Annotated in this window: 17 protein-coding genes; 11 read left to right on the top strand and 6 right to left on the bottom strand. The window is 61.3% G+C overall.

Annotated features, from left to right (window positions below; translation table 11 throughout):
• Nucleotides 1-154 precede the first annotated feature (154 nt).
• From IB241_RS09940 to IB241_RS09900, 9 genes are all read left to right on the top strand, one after another.
• Complete coding sequence (locus IB241_RS09940; RefSeq protein ID WP_192298223.1) at nucleotides 155-1,462, top strand: CitMHS family transporter; 1,308 nt, start codon at nucleotides 155-157, stop codon at nucleotides 1,460-1,462.
• Nucleotides 1,463-1,526: 64 nt separating this feature from the next.
• Nucleotides 1,527-2,294, top strand: a complete 768-nt coding sequence (locus IB241_RS09935) for a TerC family protein (protein ID WP_192298222.1) — start codon at nucleotides 1,527-1,529, stop codon at nucleotides 2,292-2,294.
• 211 nt (nucleotides 2,295-2,505) lie between these two features.
• Nucleotides 2,506-4,164 (top strand): Na/Pi cotransporter family protein, encoded by a 1,659-nt coding sequence (locus IB241_RS09930; RefSeq protein ID WP_192298221.1) that lies wholly within the window; start codon nucleotides 2,506-2,508, stop codon nucleotides 4,162-4,164.
• Nucleotides 4,165-4,221: 57 nt separating this feature from the next.
• The gene (locus tag IB241_RS09925) at nucleotides 4,222-5,604 is read left to right on the top strand and encodes a M16 family metallopeptidase (protein ID WP_192298220.1); all 1,383 of its coding nucleotides are present in this window, start codon (nucleotides 4,222-4,224) and stop codon (nucleotides 5,602-5,604) included.
• A 71-nt stretch (nucleotides 5,605-5,675) separates the two neighbouring features.
• A complete protein-coding gene (locus tag IB241_RS09920; RefSeq protein ID WP_192298219.1) occupies nucleotides 5,676-6,707 on the top strand; it encodes a DUF5924 family protein in 1,032 nt (343 codons plus the stop codon).
• Between the two features lie 54 nt (nucleotides 6,708-6,761).
• Nucleotides 6,762-7,910: an ABC transporter permease gene (locus IB241_RS09915; protein WP_192298218.1), complete on the top strand. Its 1,149-nt coding sequence runs from the start codon at nucleotides 6,762-6,764 to the stop codon at nucleotides 7,908-7,910.
• Nucleotides 7,907-8,710, top strand: a complete 804-nt coding sequence (locus tag IB241_RS09910) for an ABC transporter ATP-binding protein (protein ID WP_370694875.1) — start codon at nucleotides 7,907-7,909, stop codon at nucleotides 8,708-8,710. The genes IB241_RS09915 and IB241_RS09910 overlap by 4 nt, the downstream gene beginning before the upstream one ends.
• 1 nt (nucleotide 8,711) lies before the next feature.
• The gene (locus IB241_RS09905; protein ID WP_192298217.1) at nucleotides 8,712-9,650 is read left to right on the top strand and encodes an MlaD family protein; all 939 of its coding nucleotides are present in this window, start codon (nucleotides 8,712-8,714) and stop codon (nucleotides 9,648-9,650) included.
• The gene (locus IB241_RS09900) at nucleotides 9,647-10,258 is read left to right on the top strand and encodes an ABC-type transport auxiliary lipoprotein family protein (protein ID WP_192298216.1); all 612 of its coding nucleotides are present in this window, start codon (nucleotides 9,647-9,649) and stop codon (nucleotides 10,256-10,258) included. The genes IB241_RS09905 and IB241_RS09900 overlap by 4 nt, the downstream gene beginning before the upstream one ends.
• A 93-nt stretch (nucleotides 10,259-10,351) precedes the next feature.
• Here the strand turns inward: IB241_RS09900 and IB241_RS09895 are convergent, their stop codons facing one another.
• The 5 genes from IB241_RS09895 to IB241_RS09875 all read right to left on the bottom strand — a co-directional run bounded on the left by IB241_RS09895 (nucleotide 10,352) and on the right by IB241_RS09875 (nucleotide 14,575).
• Nucleotides 10,352-11,581 (bottom strand): nucleoside recognition domain-containing protein, encoded by a 1,230-nt coding sequence (locus IB241_RS09895; RefSeq protein WP_192298215.1) that lies wholly within the window; start codon nucleotides 11,579-11,581, stop codon nucleotides 10,352-10,354.
• A gap of 97 nt (nucleotides 11,582-11,678) precedes the next feature.
• Entirely contained in the window at nucleotides 11,679-13,010 is a 1,332-nt protein-coding gene (gene gltP / locus IB241_RS09890; RefSeq protein ID WP_192298214.1) for a glutamate/aspartate:proton symporter GltP, read from the bottom strand.
• Between the two features lie 574 nt (nucleotides 13,011-13,584).
• Nucleotides 13,585-14,052, bottom strand: coding sequence for an inhibitor of vertebrate lysozyme family protein (locus IB241_RS09885; RefSeq protein WP_192298213.1), 468 nt, complete (start codon nucleotides 14,050-14,052; stop codon nucleotides 13,585-13,587).
• Nucleotides 14,053-14,054: 2 nt separating this feature from the next.
• The gene (locus tag IB241_RS09880; RefSeq protein ID WP_003170804.1) at nucleotides 14,055-14,219 is read right to left on the bottom strand and encodes a DUF1328 domain-containing protein; all 165 of its coding nucleotides are present in this window, start codon (nucleotides 14,217-14,219) and stop codon (nucleotides 14,055-14,057) included.
• A 71-nt stretch (nucleotides 14,220-14,290) separates the two neighbouring features.
• A complete protein-coding gene (locus IB241_RS09875; RefSeq protein WP_192298212.1) occupies nucleotides 14,291-14,575 on the bottom strand; it encodes a hypothetical protein in 285 nt (94 codons plus the stop codon).
• Between the two features lie 377 nt (nucleotides 14,576-14,952).
• Here IB241_RS09875 and algB point away from each other — a divergent pair, with 377 nt between their 5' ends.
• Together algB and IB241_RS09865 are read left to right on the top strand one after the other, a co-directional pair.
• Nucleotides 14,953-16,299 carry a sigma-54-dependent response regulator transcription factor AlgB gene (gene algB, locus IB241_RS09870; RefSeq protein ID WP_192298211.1) on the top strand — a complete coding sequence of 449 codons (1,347 nt, stop codon included), beginning with the start codon at nucleotides 14,953-14,955 and terminating at the stop codon, nucleotides 16,297-16,299.
• Between the two features lie 10 nt (nucleotides 16,300-16,309).
• Complete coding sequence (locus IB241_RS09865) at nucleotides 16,310-18,097, top strand: ATP-binding protein (protein ID WP_192298210.1); 1,788 nt, start codon at nucleotides 16,310-16,312, stop codon at nucleotides 18,095-18,097.
• Nucleotides 18,098-18,177: 80 nt separating this feature from the next.
• Here the strand turns inward: IB241_RS09865 and IB241_RS09860 are convergent, their stop codons facing one another.
• Nucleotides 18,178-18,954 (bottom strand): N-acetylmuramoyl-L-alanine amidase, encoded by a 777-nt coding sequence (locus IB241_RS09860; protein ID WP_192298209.1) that lies wholly within the window; start codon nucleotides 18,952-18,954, stop codon nucleotides 18,178-18,180.
• Nucleotides 18,955-18,963: the final 9 nt, after the last annotated feature.

The raw sequence follows: 18,963 nt of genomic DNA, 5'->3' as shown, positions 1-18,963 counted from the left end.
AGACCGGCTGTTAACAACAACAATGGTGATTCCCGATGTCCGCCCGTACCCGCCTGTTCGCCCCGACTCCACCCGTACGCCTCGTGCCTTTCGTTCTGCGCTGAGCCCCACCCGGTTCGCCATTCCCTAGCCGCGCTACGCCTGGAGTATTCCTATGCTGACTTTCCTTGGCTTTGCCATGGTCATCACGTTCATGTTCCTGATCATGACCAAGCGCCTGTCCGCGCTGATCGCCCTGATCATCGTGCCGATCCTGTTCGCCCTGTTCGGCGGTTTCGCACCCGAGATCGGCCCGATGATGCTTGCGGGCATCACCAAGCTGGCGCCGACCGGCGTGATGCTGATGTTCGCGATTCTCTACTTTGCCCTGATGATCGACTCCGGCCTGTTCGACCCGGCGGTGCGCAAGATCCTCAAAATGGTCAAGGGCGACCCACTCAAAGTCTCGGTCGGCACCGCCGTACTGGCCCTGGTCGTGTCCCTCGACGGTGACGGCGCCACCACCTACATGATCTGCGTGGCCGCCATGCTGCCGCTGTACCAGCGCATCGGCATGAGCCCGCGGATCATGGCCGGCCTGATCATCCTCGCCGGTGGCGTGATGAACATGACGCCTTGGGGCGGCCCGACCGCCCGTGCCGCCAGTGCACTGCATGTAGACCCGTCGGATATTTTCGTTCCCATGATCCCGGCGATGGCCGCCGGCGTGGTCGCGATCCTGGTGATTGCCTACATGTACGGCAAGCGCGAACGTGCCCGCCTGGGTGAACTGCACCTGCAAGGCGACGAAATCGACCACAGCGAGATCAGCGTGTCGCAATACCCGGACGCCCGCCGTCCGAAACTGATCTGGTTCAACGGCGCGCTGACCTTCGCCCTGATGTGCACCCTGATCGCGGGCCTGTTGCCGCTGCCGGTGCTGTTCATGGTGGCGTTCAGTATCGCGATGATCGTCAACTATCCGTGCCTGCAGCAGCAGAAAGACCGCGTCGCCGCTCATGCCGGTAGCGTTCTGGCAGTGGTCGGGCTGATCTTCGCAGCAGGCATCTTCACTGGCATCCTGTCGGGCACCGGCATGGTCGATGCCATGTCCAAGAGCTTGCTGGCAGTCATCCCTGACGCGCTGGGCCCTTACCTGGCGGTGATCACCGCGCTGGTGAGCATGCCGTTCACCTTCTTCATGTCCAACGATGCGTTCTACTACGGCGTACTGCCAGTGCTCGCCGAAGCCGCCAGCCACTACGGCATCACTGCCGTGGAAATGGCCCGCGCCTCGATCGTTGGCCAGCCGGTGCACTTGCTCAGCCCGTTGGTGCCATCGACTTACCTGCTGGTGGCCCTGGCCGGTATCGAGTTCGGCGATCACCAACGCTTCACCCTCAAGTGGGCAGTGCTGGTATGCCTGTGCATAATGTTCGCCGCATTGCTGATGGGGATTTTTCCGCTGTTCAGCACTCTATAATCGTTCAACCCAACTGCGCCGGCCCTAAGCCGGCGCGGTCTAACACACGCGCAAAGGAATACACATGGAATGGCTGACCAATCCGGAAATCTGGATTGCCTTCTTCACCCTGACGGCTCTCGAGATCGTCCTGGGCATCGATAACATCATCATGATTTCGATCCTGGTCAGCCGCATGCCCAAGCACATGCAGGCGCGCACCCGGATTTTCGGCCTGGCCCTGGCCATGGTCACCCGGATCCTGTTGCTGCTGTCGATCACCTGGGTCATGCGACTGACCGCCGATCTGTTTGTGGTCTTCGGCCAAGGCATTTCCGGTCGCGACCTGATCCTGTTCTTCGGTGGCCTGTTCCTGCTGTGGAAAAGCTCCCAGGAGATGTACCACGCGCTGGAAGGCGAAGACGAAACCCACGACGAGCCCAAGGGCGCCGGTGGCAAGTTCATCTACACCATCATCCAGATCGCCATCATCGACATCGTGTTCTCCCTGGACTCGGTGATCACTGCGGTCGGCATGGTCTCCCATGTACCGGTCATGGTCGCTGCGATCGTCGTTGCGGTACTGGTGATGATGCTGGCTGCCGGCACCATCAGCGACTTCATCGACAAGCATCCGTCGCTGAAAATGCTCGCACTGTCGTTCCTGCTGGTAGTGGGTACGGTACTGATCGCCGAAGCCTTCGATGTGCATGTGCCAAAAGGCTACGTCTACTTCGCCATGGCGTTCTCGCTGGCGGTGGAAGCGGTGAACATCAAGATGCGCACCGCCATCGCGAAAAAGAAGAAACAGCAGGACCCAGTGAAACTGCGCAAAGACATTCCGGGTCAATAAACCCGAGCCAGTCAAAAAAGGGGCTTTACGAGCCCCTTTTTTTTGTCTGCAAAAAGCTGATTTCATGACAGTTTTGTTTCAATCACCATTTCAGCTATGCGATGCTGGCGCGCACGCCATTCGCCAACTACAGCTTAACTACAAGACGTAGAGCGGCACGCGGCAACTTTCCTGCGCTTCTCTTGAAGCGAACCTACACGGGGGGCCGAGCATGCTGACCTTGCTCAATCTGCTTTCCGCCGTGACCCTGCTGATCTGGGGCACGCATATCGTCCGAACCGGCATCCTGCGGGTCTACGGTTCCAATCTGCGCCAAGTCATCGGGCAGAACATGTCCAAGCGCTGGCTGGCGTTTGTCGCCGGTATCCTGGTGACCGCCATGGTGCAGAGCAGCAACGCCACGGCAATGCTGGTGACCTCATTCGTCGGCCAAGGGTTGATGGGGCTGATGCCCGCCCTGGCCACCATGCTTGGCGCCGATGTCGGCACGGCGCTGATGGCGCGGGTGCTGACCTTTGACTTGTCCTGGCTCTCGCCGCTGCTGATTTTTCTCGGCGTGATTTTCTTCCTGTCGCGCAAACAGACGCGGGCAGGGCAGTTGGGTCGCGTTGGCATCGGCCTGGGCCTGATCGTGCTGGCGCTGCAATTGATCGTCGAAGCCGCCGGTCCGATTACCCACGCCCAGGGCGTCAAAGTCATCTTCGCCTCGCTGACCGGCGACATCCTGCTGGATGCCTTGGTCGGCGCCTTGTTCGCGATGATTTCCTACTCCAGCCTGGCCGCCGTCCTACTCACCGCGACCCTGGCCGGCGCCGGCGTGATCAGCCTGCACGTGGCCATCGGCCTGGTGATCGGCGCCAACATCGGCAGCGGCGTACTGGCCTTCCTCGGTACCAGCATGCAAAACGCCGCCGGGCGCCAGGTGGCGCTGGGCAGCCTGCTGTACAAATTGATCGGCCTGCTGCTGATCATCCCGGTACTCGACCCTCTCGTACGCTGGATGGATGGCCTGGACTACGGCGTCCAAGGCATGGTCATCACCTTCCACCTGCTCTACAACGTCAGCCGCTGCCTGATCCTGCTGCCAACCATCGGCCCGATGGCACGCCTGTGCGCCTGGTTGCTGCCCGAACGGGAAGAGCTCAACGGCAAGGCCAAGCCGCGCCACCTCGACCTTGCCGCCCTGGCCACGCCAAGCCTGGCCCTGGCCAACGCCGCCCGCGAGACCCTGCGCCTGGGCGACCTGATCGACAACATGCTGACCTCAATGCAGGAAGTACTGCGCGGCAAACAAACCGCCATCACCCAGGAGATGCGCAGCCTCAGCGATGACGTCGAAGCGCTGTACAGCGCGATCAAACTCTACCTGGCGCAAATGCCCCGCGAAGACCTCAGCGAGCAGGACAGCCGGCGCTGGGCCGAGATCATCGAGTTGTCGATCAACCTCAAGCTGGCGGGCGACCTGATCGAACGCATGCTGCGCAAAGTCCAGCAGCAGAAGACCTCCCAGCGTCGCCAGTTCTCCGAAGTCGGCCTGGAAGAACTGTCCGACCTGCACAGCCAACTGATCGCCAACCTGCGCCTGGGCCTGTCGGTGTTCCTCAGTGCCGATCCGGAAAGTGCTCGCCAATTGCTGCGCGAGAAACGCCGCTTTCGCGCCCAGGAACGGCGCCTGGCCCACGCCCATGTCAGCCGTTTGCAGCGCAAGATCGTACAGAGCCTGGAGACCAGTTCCCTGCACCTGGAGCTGATTGCCGACATGAAACGCCTCAACTCGTTGTTTTGCAGCAGCGCCTATGTCGTGTTGGAAACGTCCGAGACCGGCGCGCTCTCTGCCGAAGATATTGCCGACATCACACATTCGCCCTGAACGTACGATGGCCCGCGAAGTCAGTTAAAACTGACCTCACTCGCCAGGAAGCTTGTTATGCGTCGCCTGTTATTTATCTGCCTGCTCATGGGCTCTGCCCACGCCTACGCCTTTGACCGCCTGCAAGTGGAGGGCTACACCTTGCCCAACGGCCTGCAGTTGCTGCTCAAGCCGGGCACCGAGCGTGGGCATGTGGCGATCCGCCTGGTGGTCGGTGTAGGCCTGGATGACTTCCCCTGCGAGGAAAAGGAACTGCCGCACCTGCTCGAACACTTGCTGTTCAGCGGCATCGACGGCGGCGGCGAAGGCGACCTGGAAGACCGCATGCAAGCCCTCGGCGGCGAGTGGAACGCCTACACCAGCAACGCCGATACCACCTTCGTGATCGAAGCCCCGGCGCAAAACCAGCGCAAGGTCCTCGACCTGCTGCTGGCGATCATCACCCGCACCGAACTGACCGAGGCCAATATCAATGCGGCCAAGCAAGTGGTGGAGCGCGAAGACGGCGGCCATTACTCGCACCTGCAACGTCTGCTCGACCGCCAGGACCTCGGCCATACCGCCAGCAACCAACTGGCCGTCGAACTGGGGCTCAAATGCGCGGAACGCGCCGAAGTCGGCCAACTGACCCGCGATCAGTTGGAAACACTGCGTAAACACTGGTACGCACCCAACAACATGACCCTGATCATCGTCGGCGACCTCGACAAACTCCTACCCGCCTACCTGGAACGCACCTACGGCCAACTCGACCCGGTCGACCCCACCGAACACCCCGAGCTGCCGCAGATCCAGCACGCCGCCGCCAACAACCGCGAACTGATCCACGGCTGGATCGGCAACAGCGCCAAGCTGCACTGGCTGTTCCCCGAGCCGGTACTGGACGAGCAGCACGACGAGACCTACGACCTGCTCAAGGACTATCTCGACTGGGCGCTGTACCGCCAACTGCGCCTCAAACACACCTTGTCCTACGGCCCCTGGAGCGAACGCGAAGTGCTCGGCGGCGTCGGTTTCCTCAGCCTGAATGCCGACCTGGAGCGGGAAAACCTCCCCCAAGCCGAACAGGTGCTGAAAAACCTGCAGGCACAACTGCTAAAGGATGGCCTCGACCCCGCCGTATTCGCCCGCGTGCAACACGCCGCCATTGCCCGACAGGCCTGGGCCGTGCAGGGCAACAGCGCCCTGGCCGATTACTACTGGAGCGCGGCGGGCGACTATAACAACGGCCACTTCAGCGACCCGGTCAAACGCATCAAGGCCGTGAGCCTGGACCAGGCCAACGGCGCCATGCGCCAAGTGTTCAAACAGCCGGGCTATTGGCGCATCGAAAAACCGCTGCTGAGCTACAACATGCTGAACTGGATCGGCGCCGGGTTGCTCGGGCTGATTGCCGTTGTATTGATCAGCGTGCGGGCTTATCGCAAACGGATCGCGTAATCGGGCACCGGACCCAGGACTAAGACGTTATTCTGTCTGGGATTTTTCCTACAAAGACTGCGAACCGCCGAATGCAAAACCTGACCCGCTTGATCACCCGCATCCTCGAACTGATGAAGCGCTACCCAGGGGTGATTGCACTCGGCGGCTTTATCTCGGGTGTGTGCAGCTTCATTCTGGTGGATCGCCAGCAGGGCATGGCCAGTTGGATCGCGGTGATCATGCTGGTGAGCTGGTTGTGGCTGATGCTGGAGAACAGCTTTACCCAGCTGTTCACCAAGGTCTTCAAGCGGGAAATCCCCGAGCCGCTGCTGCGCTACGCGACCCAGATGATCCACCAGGAAAGTCTGTTCTTCGTATTGCCATTCTTTTTCGTCACCACTGCCTGGAACAGCGGCCAATCGGTGTTCACCGGCCTGCTCGGCGCGGCAGCGCTGGTGTCGATCGTCGACCCGCTGTACTACAAGTGGCTGGCACCCAAGCGCTCGTTGTTCCTCGCGCTGCACACCCTGACCCTGTTTGCCGCGCTGCTCACCGCGTTGCCGATCATCCTGCACCTGACCACCGCCGAAAGTTACAAGCTCGCCCTGGGCGTAGCCATGGCGTTGTCGATCCCAAGCCTGGCGGTGAGCCTGCCGCTGCGCAGCCTCAAGGGCTGGGTGATGCTGCTGGGGGTCACTGCCACGATCGGTTGCGCGGGCTGGTTCCTACGCAGTTGGGTACCGCCGGCCACCCTGTGGATGACAGAAGTGGCCATCAGCACCCAACTGCAAGACCGCACGCCCGGCGATGACCTCAAGCAAGTCAGCCTCGCCCAACTGCGCAGCGACGGGCTCTACGCCTACACCGCGATCAACGCCCCGCGTGGCCTGGACGAGCGGATCTACCACGTGTGGAAATTCAATGGCAAAGAGGTCGACCGCATCGCCCTGGACATCCACGGCGGCCGCAAGGAAGGCTATCGCGCCTGGACCCACAAGCAGAATTTCCCCGGCGATGCCGTCGGCCGCTGGCAGGTGCAAGTGCTGACCGAAGACGGCCAAGTGATCGGCGTACTGCGCTTCAAAGTCGTCGACGCAGCACAAACGGACAACCCAAAGTAGGTAGGTTCGTGCTATTACGTAGCAATTGTGGATAGCCAAACAAGCTCGGAGCTTATGACCAGTAGTACCACGGCCGGCGCAGCCCATCTCGATACGTCCTCCACTCCGCCGTTACTCAAGATTACGGGGGACTGGACGCTTGCCCACTACGCAAACCTGAAAAAGCTGTCGGACAAGCTCGACGGCCAATACGACGCCGGCGCACGCATCGACCTTAACGGCCTCGGCGCCCTGGACACCGCTGGTGCGTCGTTGCTGGTGGAACTGCTGGGCCCCACCCGTATCGAGCAATCCGCCGAACAGACCGATTGCAGCCTGTCTGCCGCCGACCGCGCACTGCTCAAGACCGTCTACCGCTCCCTCAATGACTTCTGCGTGCCCGATAAAGCCCCGGAAGAAGCCACCGGCATCCAGGTGCTGGCACGCATCGGCCGGGCGGTGGACAAGGTCTGGATCGACAGCAAGCAATTGCTCGGCTTTATCGGCCTGATCCTGGAGACCTTGGCCCGCGGCATTTTCCGGCCCAAGCGCTGGCGCATCACGCCGATGGTCGCGCATATCGAACAGACCGGCCTGGATGCCGCGCCCATCGTCGCCTTGCTCACCTTCCTGGTCGGCGCCGTGGTGGCGTTCCTCGGTGCGACGGTGCTCAAAAGCTTTGGCGCGACGATATTCACCGTGGACCTGGTGGCGTTTTCTTTCCTACGGGAATTCGGCGTATTGCTGACTGCAATCCTGATCGCCGGCCGCACCGCCAGTGCCTTTACCGCACAAATCGGCTCGATGAAGGCCAACGAAGAAATCGACGCGATCCGCACCCTCGGCCTGGACCCCATGGAGTTGCTGGTGCTGCCACGCGTGCTGGCACTGCTGGTGTCGCTGCCGATGCTGACGTTTCTGGCGATGCTGTCAGGGATAGTCGGCGGCGGCGTGGTGTGTGCCGTGGCGCTGGATATTTCCCCGGCGATGTTTCTCTCGCTGCTCAAATCCGACATTGGCGTACAGCATTTCCTGGTGGGCATGGTGAAAGCGCCGATCTTCGCGTTCCTGATCGCCGCCATCGGCTGCCTGGAAGGCTTCAAGGTCAGCGGCAGTGCCGAGTCGGTCGGCGCCCACACCACCTCCAGCGTGGTGCAATCGATCTTTGTGGTGATTGTGCTGGATGCGGTCGCCGCGCTGTTCTTCATGGAGATGAGCTGGTGAGTCGCCTGCACCGAGCGCCCAGTGAGGCGGTGATTGAAGTGCGCGGGCTGTGCAATCGCTTTGGCAGCCAGAGCGTGCACGAGAACCTCGACCTGGATTTGTACAAGGGCGAGATCCTCGCGGTGGTCGGCGGTTCCGGCAGCGGCAAGTCGGTGCTGTTGCGCAGCATCGTCGGCTTGCGGCGGCCCAGTGAAGGCGAAGTGCGGGTGTTCGGCAAGAACCTGCCGAGCCTGGCGGAGCATGAACGTTCGTTGGTGGAACGGCGCTTCGGCGTGCTGTTCCAGAAGGGCGCGCTGTTTTCCTCGTTGACCGTCACCGAGAACGTCGCCCTGCCGTTGATCGAACACGCCGGCCTCAGCCGCCGTGACGCCGAGCACTTGGCAGCGGTCAAGCTCGCACTGGCCGGGCTGCCCCTGTCAGCGGCCGACAAATACCCGGCGTCGCTGTCCGGCGGCATGATCAAGCGCGCCGCCCTGGCCCGTGCGTTGGCCCTGGACCCGGACATCCTGTTCCTTGACGAACCCACCGCCGGCCTCGACCCGATTGGCGCGGCACAATTCGACCAACTGATCCTGACCCTGCGCGATGCGCTGGGCCTGAGCGTGTTCCTGGTCACCCACGACCTGGACACGCTGTACACCATCACCGACCGCGTGGCGGTGTTGGCGCAAAAGAAAGTGCTGGTGGCGGATGCCATCGATGTCGTCTCGGAAACCGATGACGCCTGGATTCACGAATATTTCCACGGCCCCCGGGGCCGTGCGGCATTGGATGCCGCTCAACCGCTCAACGAGGTATGACATGGAAACCCGCGCCCATCATGTGATGATCGGTCTGTTCAGCGTGATCGTAGTGGTCGGCGCGATGCTGTTTGGCCTGTGGCTGGCCAAGTCCAGCATCGACAGCGCCTTCCAGGATTACGAAGTGGTGTTCAACGAGGCCGTCAGCGGCCTGTCCCAGGGCAGTTCGGTGCAGTACAGCGGGATCAAGGTCGGCGACGTGATCAGCCTGCGCCTGGACCCCAAGGACCCACGCCGCGTCCTCGCGCGCATCCGCCTGGCCGGGCAGACGCCGATCAAGGAAGACACCCAGGCCAAACTGGCACTGACCGGCATCACCGGCACCTCGATCATCCAGCTCAGCGGCGGCACGCCACAAAGCCCGGTGCTCAAGGGCAAGAACGGCAACCTGCCGGAAATCATCGCCTCGCCATCGCCGATCGCGCGCTTGCTCAACAACAGCAACGACCTGATGAGCAGCATCAACCTGCTGCTGCATAACGCCAATGCGCTGTTCTCCCGGGAGAACGTCGAGCGCCTGACCACTACCCTGGACAACTTGCAGCAAACCACCGGCGCCATCGCCGACCAGCGCGGCGACATCAAAGTGGTGATGCAGCAACTGATGCAGGTGAGCAAGCAAGCCAGCGGCGCCCTGGAACAAACCACGGTGTTGATGCGCAACGCCAACGGCCTGCTCAACGATCAAGGCAAGCAGGCGTTCAGCAGTGCCGAGCAGGCGATGAAATCCCTGGAAAAAAGCACCGCCACCATCAACACCTTGCTGACCGACAACAAGGACTCGGTGAACAGCGGCATGCAGGGCCTCAACGAACTGGCGCCGGCCGTGCGCGAACTGCGTGAAACCCTCGGCTCGCTGCGCGCCATCTCCCGCCGCCTGGAAGCCAACCCCAGCGGCTACCTGCTGGGCAGCGACAAGAACAAGGAGTTCACGCCATGAAGCGTGCTTATCAACTGATCGCCCCTGTAGCCCTGGCCCTGGTGAGCGCGTGCTCGATCCTGCCCAAGCCTGACCCATCGGACGTGTATCGCTTGGCGGCAGCCCCAGCGGCGACCCAAGGCACGCCAGTGGCCTGGTCATTGCGCGTGACCAAGCCCCAGACCAGCGAATTTCTCGACAGCCCACGTATTGCCGTGGTGCCCAATGGCGACCTGATCAGCAGCTATGCCAATTCGCGCTGGAGCGACCCGTCGCCGGTGCTGCTGCGCAATCGCCTGCTGGACGGGTTCCAGCGCGATGGGCGGGTAACGTTGCTGAGTACCGACGAGACCAATCTGCAAGCCGACTACGAGCTGGGCGGGCAACTGCAGGCGTTCCAGAGTGAATACCGCGGCAATGCCGTGGAGGTGGTGATCCGCCTCGACGCACGATTGGTGCGCGGCAGTGATCAGCGGATTATTGCCAGCCGGCGGTTTGAAGTGAGGCAGCCGGTGAATGACACCAAAGTGCCGGCGGTGGTGGCCGGGTTTGGGCTGGCGGGGGATCAGTTGAACAAGCAGGTGGTGGAGTGGGTGGTGCAGCAGGGCAATACAGCGCCGAAACGCTGAGGGCCTCTTCGCGGGCAAGCCCGCTCCCACATTTTTGATTTGTGAATACAGTCAAATGTGGGAGCTGGCTTGCCTGCGATAGCGATCTCAGCCTCAGCCAAAGAACCAGTAGCACACCGCGATAGCCGCGACGACACCCGCAAACTCCGCCAGCAGCGCACAGCCCACGGCATGCCGCGCCCGCTGAATCCCAACCGAGCCAAAGTACACCGCCAACACGTAGAAGGTGGTCTCGGTACTGCCCTGGATCGTCGCCGCGACCAGCGCCGGGAAACTGTCCACGCCCTGGGTCTGCATGGTCTCGATCAGCATCGCCCGTGCAGCACTGCCGGAGAACGGCTTGACCATCGCGGTCGGCAAGGCATCCACGAAGCGCGTGTCCATGCCGGTCCAGGCCACCAGGTGGCGAATCCCTTCCAGGCCGAACTCCAGCGCCCCCGAGGCGCGCAACACACCGACCGCACACAACATCGCCACCAGGTACGGCAGCAGGTTCTTGGCCACGTCGAAGCCTTCTTTGGCGCCTTCGACAAACGCTTCGTACACCTTGACCTTACGCAGCGCACCAATGATCAGGAACAGCATGATCAAGCCAAACAAGGTGAGGTTGCCAAGGATCGACGACAGGCTGGCCAGCGCAGTGGCGGACAGGGTGGCCAGCAACGCCATGAAGCCACCCAGCACCAACGCGCCGGGAATCAGGTAGGCCAGCACCACAGGGTCCCACAGGCGCAGGCGCTGCATGATCGCCACCGACAGCAGGCCGACCAGGGTCGAGGCGCTGGTGGCCAGCAGGATCGGCAGGAACACCAGCGTCGGATCAGCGGCGCCTTGCTGGGCGCGGTACATGAAGATGGTCACCGGCAACAGCGTCAGCGAGGACGCATTGAGCACCAGGAACAGGATCTGCGCGTTGCTTGCAGTGCTGGGAATGGGGTTGAGCTCTTGCAGCGCCTTCATGGCCTTGAGGCCGATGGGCGTGGCGGCGTTGTCCAGGCCCAGGCCGTTGGCGGCGAAGTTGAGGGTGATCAAGCCGATGGCGGGGTGGCCGGCGGGCACTTCCGGCATCAAGCGGCGGAACAGCGGGCCAAGGGCCTTGGCCAGCCAATCGACGATCCCGGCTTTTTCCGCGATACGCAGGAAGCCCAGCCACAAGGTCAGGGTGCCGAACAGCAGCACCATGACTTCCACCGACAGTTTGGCCATGGCGAAAATGCTTTCGACCATCGCCGAAAAAATCCCGGCGTTGCCGCCCACCAGCCACTGCACCAGCGCTGACACCATTGCCACGACAAAGAAGCCAAGCCATAGGCCATTGAGCATCAGTTAAATCCCCCAGAAGATGGGCCGAATGATAACGGGGCTGGCAGAAACGACAAACCCCGGATTTCCCGGGGTTTGTCTTGAAGCGCTTGCGCTATCAGCTGCGGGTCGCTTGTGCGGCCGGAGCGGCTTCCTTGCTGCGCCAGTGCGGCAGGGAATTCCAGTAGCGTTCGCCCTTGGCGTCGTCGTACATGCCTTCCCAACGGGCGATGACCAACACGGCCAAGGCGTTGCCGATCACGTTCAGGGCGGTACGTGCCATGTCCATGATGCGGTCGACACCGGCGATGAATGCCAGGCCTTCCAGCGGAATGCCGACGCTGCCCAGGGTGGCCAGCAGCACCACGAAGGACACGCCCGGTACACCGGCGATGCCTTTGGAGGTGACCATCAGGGTCAGCACCAGCATCAGTTGCTGGCCGACCGACAGGTCGATGCCATACAGCTGGGCGATAAAGATCGCCGCGATGCTCTGGTACAGGGTCGAACCGTCGAGGTTGAAGGAGTAGCCGGTCGGCACCACGAAGCTGCAGATCGCTTTTGGCGCGCCGTAGGCTTCCATCTTCTCGATCACACGCGGCAGCACGGTCTCGGAGCTGGCGGTGGAGTAGGCCAGCACCAGCTCATCCTTGAAGATGCGCATCAGCTTGATCACCGAGAAGCCGAACAGGCGGGCGATCAGGCCGAGGATTACAAAGGCGAAGAACAGGATGGCGACGTAAACCAGGATCACCAGCTTGGCCAGCGGCAGCAGCGAGGCGAAGCCGAAGTTGGCGACAGTCACCGCGATCAGTGCGAATACGCCGATAGGCGCGTACTTCATGATCATGTGGGTGACTTTGAACATGCTCTCGGACACGCCCTGGAACATGGTCACCAGCGGCTCGCGCAGTTCAGGCTTGAGGCTCGACAGGCCCAGGCCGAACAGCACCGAGAAGAAGATGATCGGCAGCATTTCGCCACGGGCGACGGCGGCGAAGATGTTCGACGGGATCAGGTTGAGGATGGTCTGGATGAACGCATGCTCGTGCTGCACTTCGGCAGCCGTGGCCTGGTATTTGGAAATATCGACCGTACCCAGGGTACTCATGTCGATGCCGGCACCCGGATGGAACACGTTGGCCAGCAGCAGCCCGACCACGATGGCGATGGTCGTGACAATTTCGAAGTAAAGGATGGTTTTGACGCCGATACGCCCGAGTTTCTTCGCGTCACCGACACCGGCAATGCCGACGATCAGCGAGGAAATCACAATCGGGATCACGATCATCTTGATCAGGCGAATAAAGATATCGCCCGCTGGCTGCAACACATTGCTGATCCACCAGGCCTTTTCAGCACTGAAATGGTTGAGCACTGCACCGATCGCGATCCCCAATACCAAACCGATGAGGATCTGCCAGGCGAGGCTTAGCTTTGCCTTCTTCATGTCATTACCCTTACTTCAAGTGAACTCAAGGCAAATGCGCCAGCCGCAACGCTCGAAAGCGAAAAAGTGTGAGCATCTGCCTCCATGAAAGGTCACCGCAGCGTGGCCGAAATGGCTTACTGGCAGGCGAAAAAAGGCGCAACTATTCCGATGCAAGGGAGCGGCGTCTAATGCCGTAAACGCCTACCCTATGCCGAATCGGCATGGCTTTTTTTCATAATAACTGTCCGAACGGTCAGTTCAAATGCGACAAATTGCCCGTTGAATATGCCGTGAACCTGCCAAACTCGGCTCGCTCAGAGATTCAGGACAACTTGGAAGGGATGGCAGAAATACCTGGGATTACGCGGGTGCCATGTCAGAAATGGCCTATGGCACCGAACAAATTTTATCGATAGATGGTCACGCCGACACACCAAGTAATGGTTGGAGTCGGGCGAAAAGGAAATTTGCGACTACGAGCGGCATGAGAGGCAGCGGATGAATGTCACAAGCCCGTCGCAAGTTCAGCAAGCGGTGAGCTTGTGAACCTGCGTCGACGCTTTGCAACCTGACTCGGCTCGCCAGACAGGGTCTAGTACCAATTCGGATCTTTCTTCAACTGCTCCATCAACAGCTTCTGCATGCCTTCATCCGGCTTACCGATAAAACGGTAGTCAGCGTGCCGCGTTGGCGACTTGTCCGCCGGCAAACCGGCCGGGACTTCCACCAACAGGGCGTAGGCATCTTCCTTGTCGAGGCTGAAGGCAACGATCAGACGCTTCTTCAGGCAAGTGTCGGCCGTTTCGCAGAGCGGCCCGACCAGGTATTTGTCCCCATCTTCCTGCACGGCATTCATTTGCTCGGCCGTGCCCGACAGGTTCAGTACCCACTCCGGCAGACGCTCTTCTTTCTTCACCACGCCTTGCCAGGTTTCGCGGTATTGCGGGTCCGCCGCGAGCAATTCGTTGGCGCGGGATTGGCCGTCATTGGCGGCCATCACCAAGCCGCTACCGCCCAAGAGCAGGGCGGCAGCCAGGGTTTTAAAGGACAAAGTGGTCATTTTCAGCCTCGGCCGCGACGACCAAAGAAGAACGAAGCGATGAACATCACCAGGAAGACAACAAACAGGATCTTGGCGATCCCCGTGGCGGTGCCCGCGATACCACCGAAGCCCAGGACTGCAGCCACAATGGCGATGATCAGAAACGTGATTGCCCAACTCAACATGGTGATTCTCCTTACGCTTTTATAGAGGTCGTGCGGTACGGACGCTCAAGATGAGCGAGCGTATGTATTGCCTAAAACACCCAACGCTCTTGGGTAGGCAGCTCGCCAGGGGTCGAATCCTGGTCAGCCACTCTCAATTGGGGTGCGGTTACACCGGCGGAAACGCTGCTGATGGAACTGAAATGGGTCTGCGTCATGAGCGGACGCTCGAAGTGCGGGACTTGTTGCTGACTCTGCTGCCAATGCTGCATCTGCTGGCCGCCAATCAGCGTGACCATCAGGGCCAGGCTGGCAAACAGACCTTGCTGCAAGCGCAGTGGCGATACATGCAATTGGCTGAGGCTTTGGCGAGTCATGCTGATGTTCTCCCGCATTCTGATTATTCGTTGGGAGAGGTATTGCAGGGCCCATGCCAGTTTTTTTACAAAATAAAACTCAGTAAAATCAATTAGTTAGATATACGCCAAGGCTGGTTGGCACAGCATCCTGCACGATGCCCCCAAGGGAGCCGTGCGAATTGCACGATCACCAGCGGTCGGATCAATGGATAGAAAGCTGTCGGTGAGTTGCCGAAGTGGCAAGACGGCATGAAAACGCCATCAGGCAGGGCTTTGTAGGAAGCAGCGCAGATACCTGCACGGCACCTCCTTTTATCGATCAGAATAAACCATGCAACTTGCCCGATTATTCCGGGACTAATCACCATCATTCATAGTTAAGGAGCGCGGGACAGATGGAATCAGCCAAGGAACTTCAAGGCCGCATTCTTTTAGTGGATGACGAATCCGCGATCCTCCGCACCTTCCGTTATTGCCTGGAAGATGAAGGCTACACCGTCGCCACTGCCAACAGCGCCGCCCAGGCCGATACCCTGATGCAACGCCAGGTGTTCGATCTGTGCTTCCTCGACCTGCGCCTGGGTGAAGACAACGGCCTCGATGTGCTGGCCCAAATGCGCATCCAGGCGCCATGGATGCGCGTGGTGATCGTCACCGCGCATTCCGCCGTGGATACCGCCGTGGATGCGATCCAGGCAGGCGCGGCGGACTATCTGGTCAAACCGTGCAGCCCGGACCAATTGCGCCTGGCCACAGCCAAACAACTGGAAGTGCGCCAATTGTCCGCGCGCCTGGAAGCGCTGGAAGGCGCAGTGCGCCAGCCCAAAGACGGCCTCGATTCCCATAGCCCGGCCATGATGGTCGTGCTGGAAACCGCGCGCCAAGTCGCCGGGACCGACGCCAATATCTTGATCCTCGGCGAGTCCGGCACGGGTAAAGGTGAATTGGCCCGGGCCATCCACGGCTGGAGCAAACGCGCGAAGAAATCCTGCGTGACCATCAACTGCCCGTCGCTGACGGCGGAGCTGATGGAGAGCGAATTGTTCGGCCACAGCCGCGGCGCGTTCACCGGCGCGAGTGAAAGCACATTGGGGCGGGTCAACCAGGCCGACGGCGGCACGCTGTTTCTCGACGAGATCGGCGATTTTCCGCTCACGTTGCAACCAAAATTATTGCGATTCATCCAGGACAAGGAATACGAGCGCGTCGGCGACCCGGTCACCCGCCGCGCCGATGTGCGCATCCTCGCCGCCACCAACCTGAACCTGGAAGACATGGTGCGCGACGGCCGCTTCCGTGAGGACCTGCTGTACCGCCTCAACGTCATCACCTTGCACCTGCCGCCATTGCGCGAACGCAGCGAAGACATCCTGACCCTGGCCGACCGCTTCCTGGCGCGCTTCGTCAAGGAGTACGCGCGTCCGGCACGCGGCTTCAGCGACGAAGCACGCGAGGCGCTGCTCAACTATCGCTGGCCGGGCAACATCCGCGAGCTGCGCAACGTGGTAGAGCGCGCGAGCATCATCTGCCCACAGGAGAAGGTCGAGATCAGCCACCTCGGCATGGCTGAGCAACCGACCAACAATGCCCCGCGCATCGGCGCGGCGCTGAGCCTGGATGAGCTGGAGAAGGCCCACATCGGCGCGGTACTGGCCACCAGCGACACCCTGGACCAAGCGGCCCGCACCCTCGGCATCGACGCATCGACCCTGTACCGCAAACGCAAACAGTACAACCTGTGAGCTGCACCTTATGAAGTTAGCGATGAAGCTGCGTACTCGCTTGTTCCTGAGTATCTCAGCGCTGATCACCGTCGCCCTGCTGGGCTTGATCCTCGGCCTGGTCAGCGTCATGCAAATGGCCAAGACCCAGGAGTCGCTGATCCGCAGCAACTTCATCACCCTGGACCTGGGCCTCAAGCTGCGCCAGAGCCTTGGCGACCAACTGATCATGATGCTGGAGCAGCGTCCCGACCCCGTGGCCCTGCAAGCGTCGAAGCAGCACTACTTCGAGCTGCTGGACCAGGGCATCGCCCACGAACAGCGCAACGGACAAGGCACGGGCTTCGTCCAGGCCCGGAGCGATTACCAGAATCTGCTGGACGCGTTTGACCAGTTCCAGCAAGCCTCGCCACCGCCGGGCAGCAAGGAAAAACTCACCGAAACCTTCAATGTGCTGCGTAACGGCCTGATCGTCGAACACAAGCAGGCCCTTGAAAACATCAGCACCAGCGAACACAAATCCCGCGAGCGCGCCTTGCTCATCGCCGGCCTGCTGGGGCTGGTGGGGCTGGCGGTGCTGATCATCGGTTTTGTCACCGCCCACGGTATCGCCCGGCGATTTGGCGGACCGATTGAAGCGCTGGCCAAGGCGGCGGACAAGATCGGCCAGGGTGATTTCGAGGTGACACTGCCGATTTCCTCAGCAGCCGAGATGAACCAGCTGACACGGCGTTTCGGCATCATGGCCGAGGCATTGCGCCAGCACCAGGCAACCAATGTCGACGAACTGCTCGCCGGCCAGCAGCGTCTGCAGGCGGTACTCGACAGCATTGACGACGGCCTGCTGATGATCGACCGCCAAGGCCGTCTGGAGCACCTCAACCCGGTGGCACAGCGCCAACTGGGTTGGGATGAGGAACGCCTCGGCCAGGGCCTGGGTGAAGCCTTGATGCGCCCCGAGCTGGATGAACAACTGCAATTGGTGCTGCGCGGCGGCAACCTGGAGCGCGCACCGGATGACCTGGAAGTGGAAGTCGAGGGTGAACTGCGCCTGCTGACCTATAGCCTCACGCCGGTGAGCCATACCCAAGGGCACATCCTTGGCGCGGTCATGGTGCTGCATGACGTCACTGAGCAGCGCGCCTTCGAACGCGTGCGCAGCGAGTTTGTGTTGCGTGCCTCCCATGAGCTGCGCACTCCGGTGACCGGCATGCACATGGCTTTCGGGCTATTTCGCGAGCGCGCGAAATTTCCGGCGGAGTCCCGCGAAGCGGACCTGCTGGATACGGTCAACGAAGAAATGCAGCGCCTGATGCAGTTGATCAACGACTTGCTCAACTTCTCGCGCTACCAGAACGGCCTGCAAAAACTCACCCTGGGGCCGTGCGACGTGACCGATCTGCTGGAACACGCCCGTGGACGGTTCACCGAACCGGCCAATGCTCAAAACATCGAACTGCTGGTAGAAGCCCAACCCAACCTGCCCCGCCTGTACGCCGACCAGCCGCAACTGGAGCGCGTACTCGACAACCTACTGGCCAACGCCCTGCGCCATACCGCCGAAGGTGGGCAGATTCGCCTGCAGGCGCGACGCCATGGGGAGCGGGTGATTATCAGCGTCGAGGATAACGGCGAGGGGATCGCCTATGGCCAGCAAGGGCGCATTTTCGAGCCGTTCGTGCAGGTCGGCCGCAAGAAAGGCGGTGCCGGCCTGGGGCTGGCGCTGTGCAAGGAGATCGTGCAACTGCACGGTGGCCGCATGGGTGTGTATTCGCGGCCGGGGCAGGGGACGCAGTTCTACATGGCGCTGCCGCTGTAGCCTGTGGCGAGGGGGTTGGCCACAGCAAGCTCCCTCGCCACAAAAAGCTGCGTTGCCGCAGCAAACCCGCTCGCCACGGATTAGCGGCGGTTCAGCGCCCGCAGGATCGCGGCACTCTCGGCATCGGGAGTGCCATCAAACAATGCCGGACGGAAGTGCATCTGGAACGCTGCGATCACATGGCGCGTGGCCACGTCCAGCTCGCCGGTCTGCGGTGTCTGGTAGCCCAGACGTGCCAGCTCCTGCTGGAACCAGATGATGCTTGGCAGCTCAGCGGCATATTGCACCTGGAACCGCGCTACCGCCTGGGCGTCCGGCCATACCCCCAGGCCTTGCTCGGCCAGGCGCTTCCACGGGAACAGCGGGCCCGGGTCCAGTTTGCGCAGCGGGGCAATGTCGCTGTGACCGATGATGTTCTTCGGGTCGATGCCGTTGCGCTTGCTGATGTCCTTGAGCAACACCACCAGCGACTGCACCTGCGCTTCGGAATACGGATACCACACGCGCCCCGTCGGCGTGTCGCGATAGCCTGGATTGACGATTTCGATGCCGATGGAGCTGGAGTTGAGCCAGGTGCGCCCCATCCACTCGCTTTCCCCGGCGTGCCAGGCGCGCTGGCTCTCATCCACCAGCTTGTAGATCCTGCCTGAGGCGTCATCGCCGATCAGATAATGGCTGCTGACCTGGCCGTGGGTCAGCAGCGCCAGGGAGCGCTCAAGGTCGGTGGAGGTGTAGTGGACGATCACGAACTGCACGCGGTTGTCGTGGTTCGACGAGGGATGGCTGGTGTCCAGGCGCGGGCCACTGGCGCAGCCGGCGATGAGGAGAAACACAAAGGCGATGGATAAGGATTTCATGGCAGAAGG

Source organism: Pseudomonas sp. PDM05 (genome assembly GCF_014851685.1).
Classification (GTDB): Bacteria; Pseudomonadota; Gammaproteobacteria; order Pseudomonadales; family Pseudomonadaceae; genus Aquipseudomonas.
The sequence above is the reverse complement of the archived record's forward strand: the minus strand, read 5'-3'. Positions and strand labels throughout refer to the sequence as shown.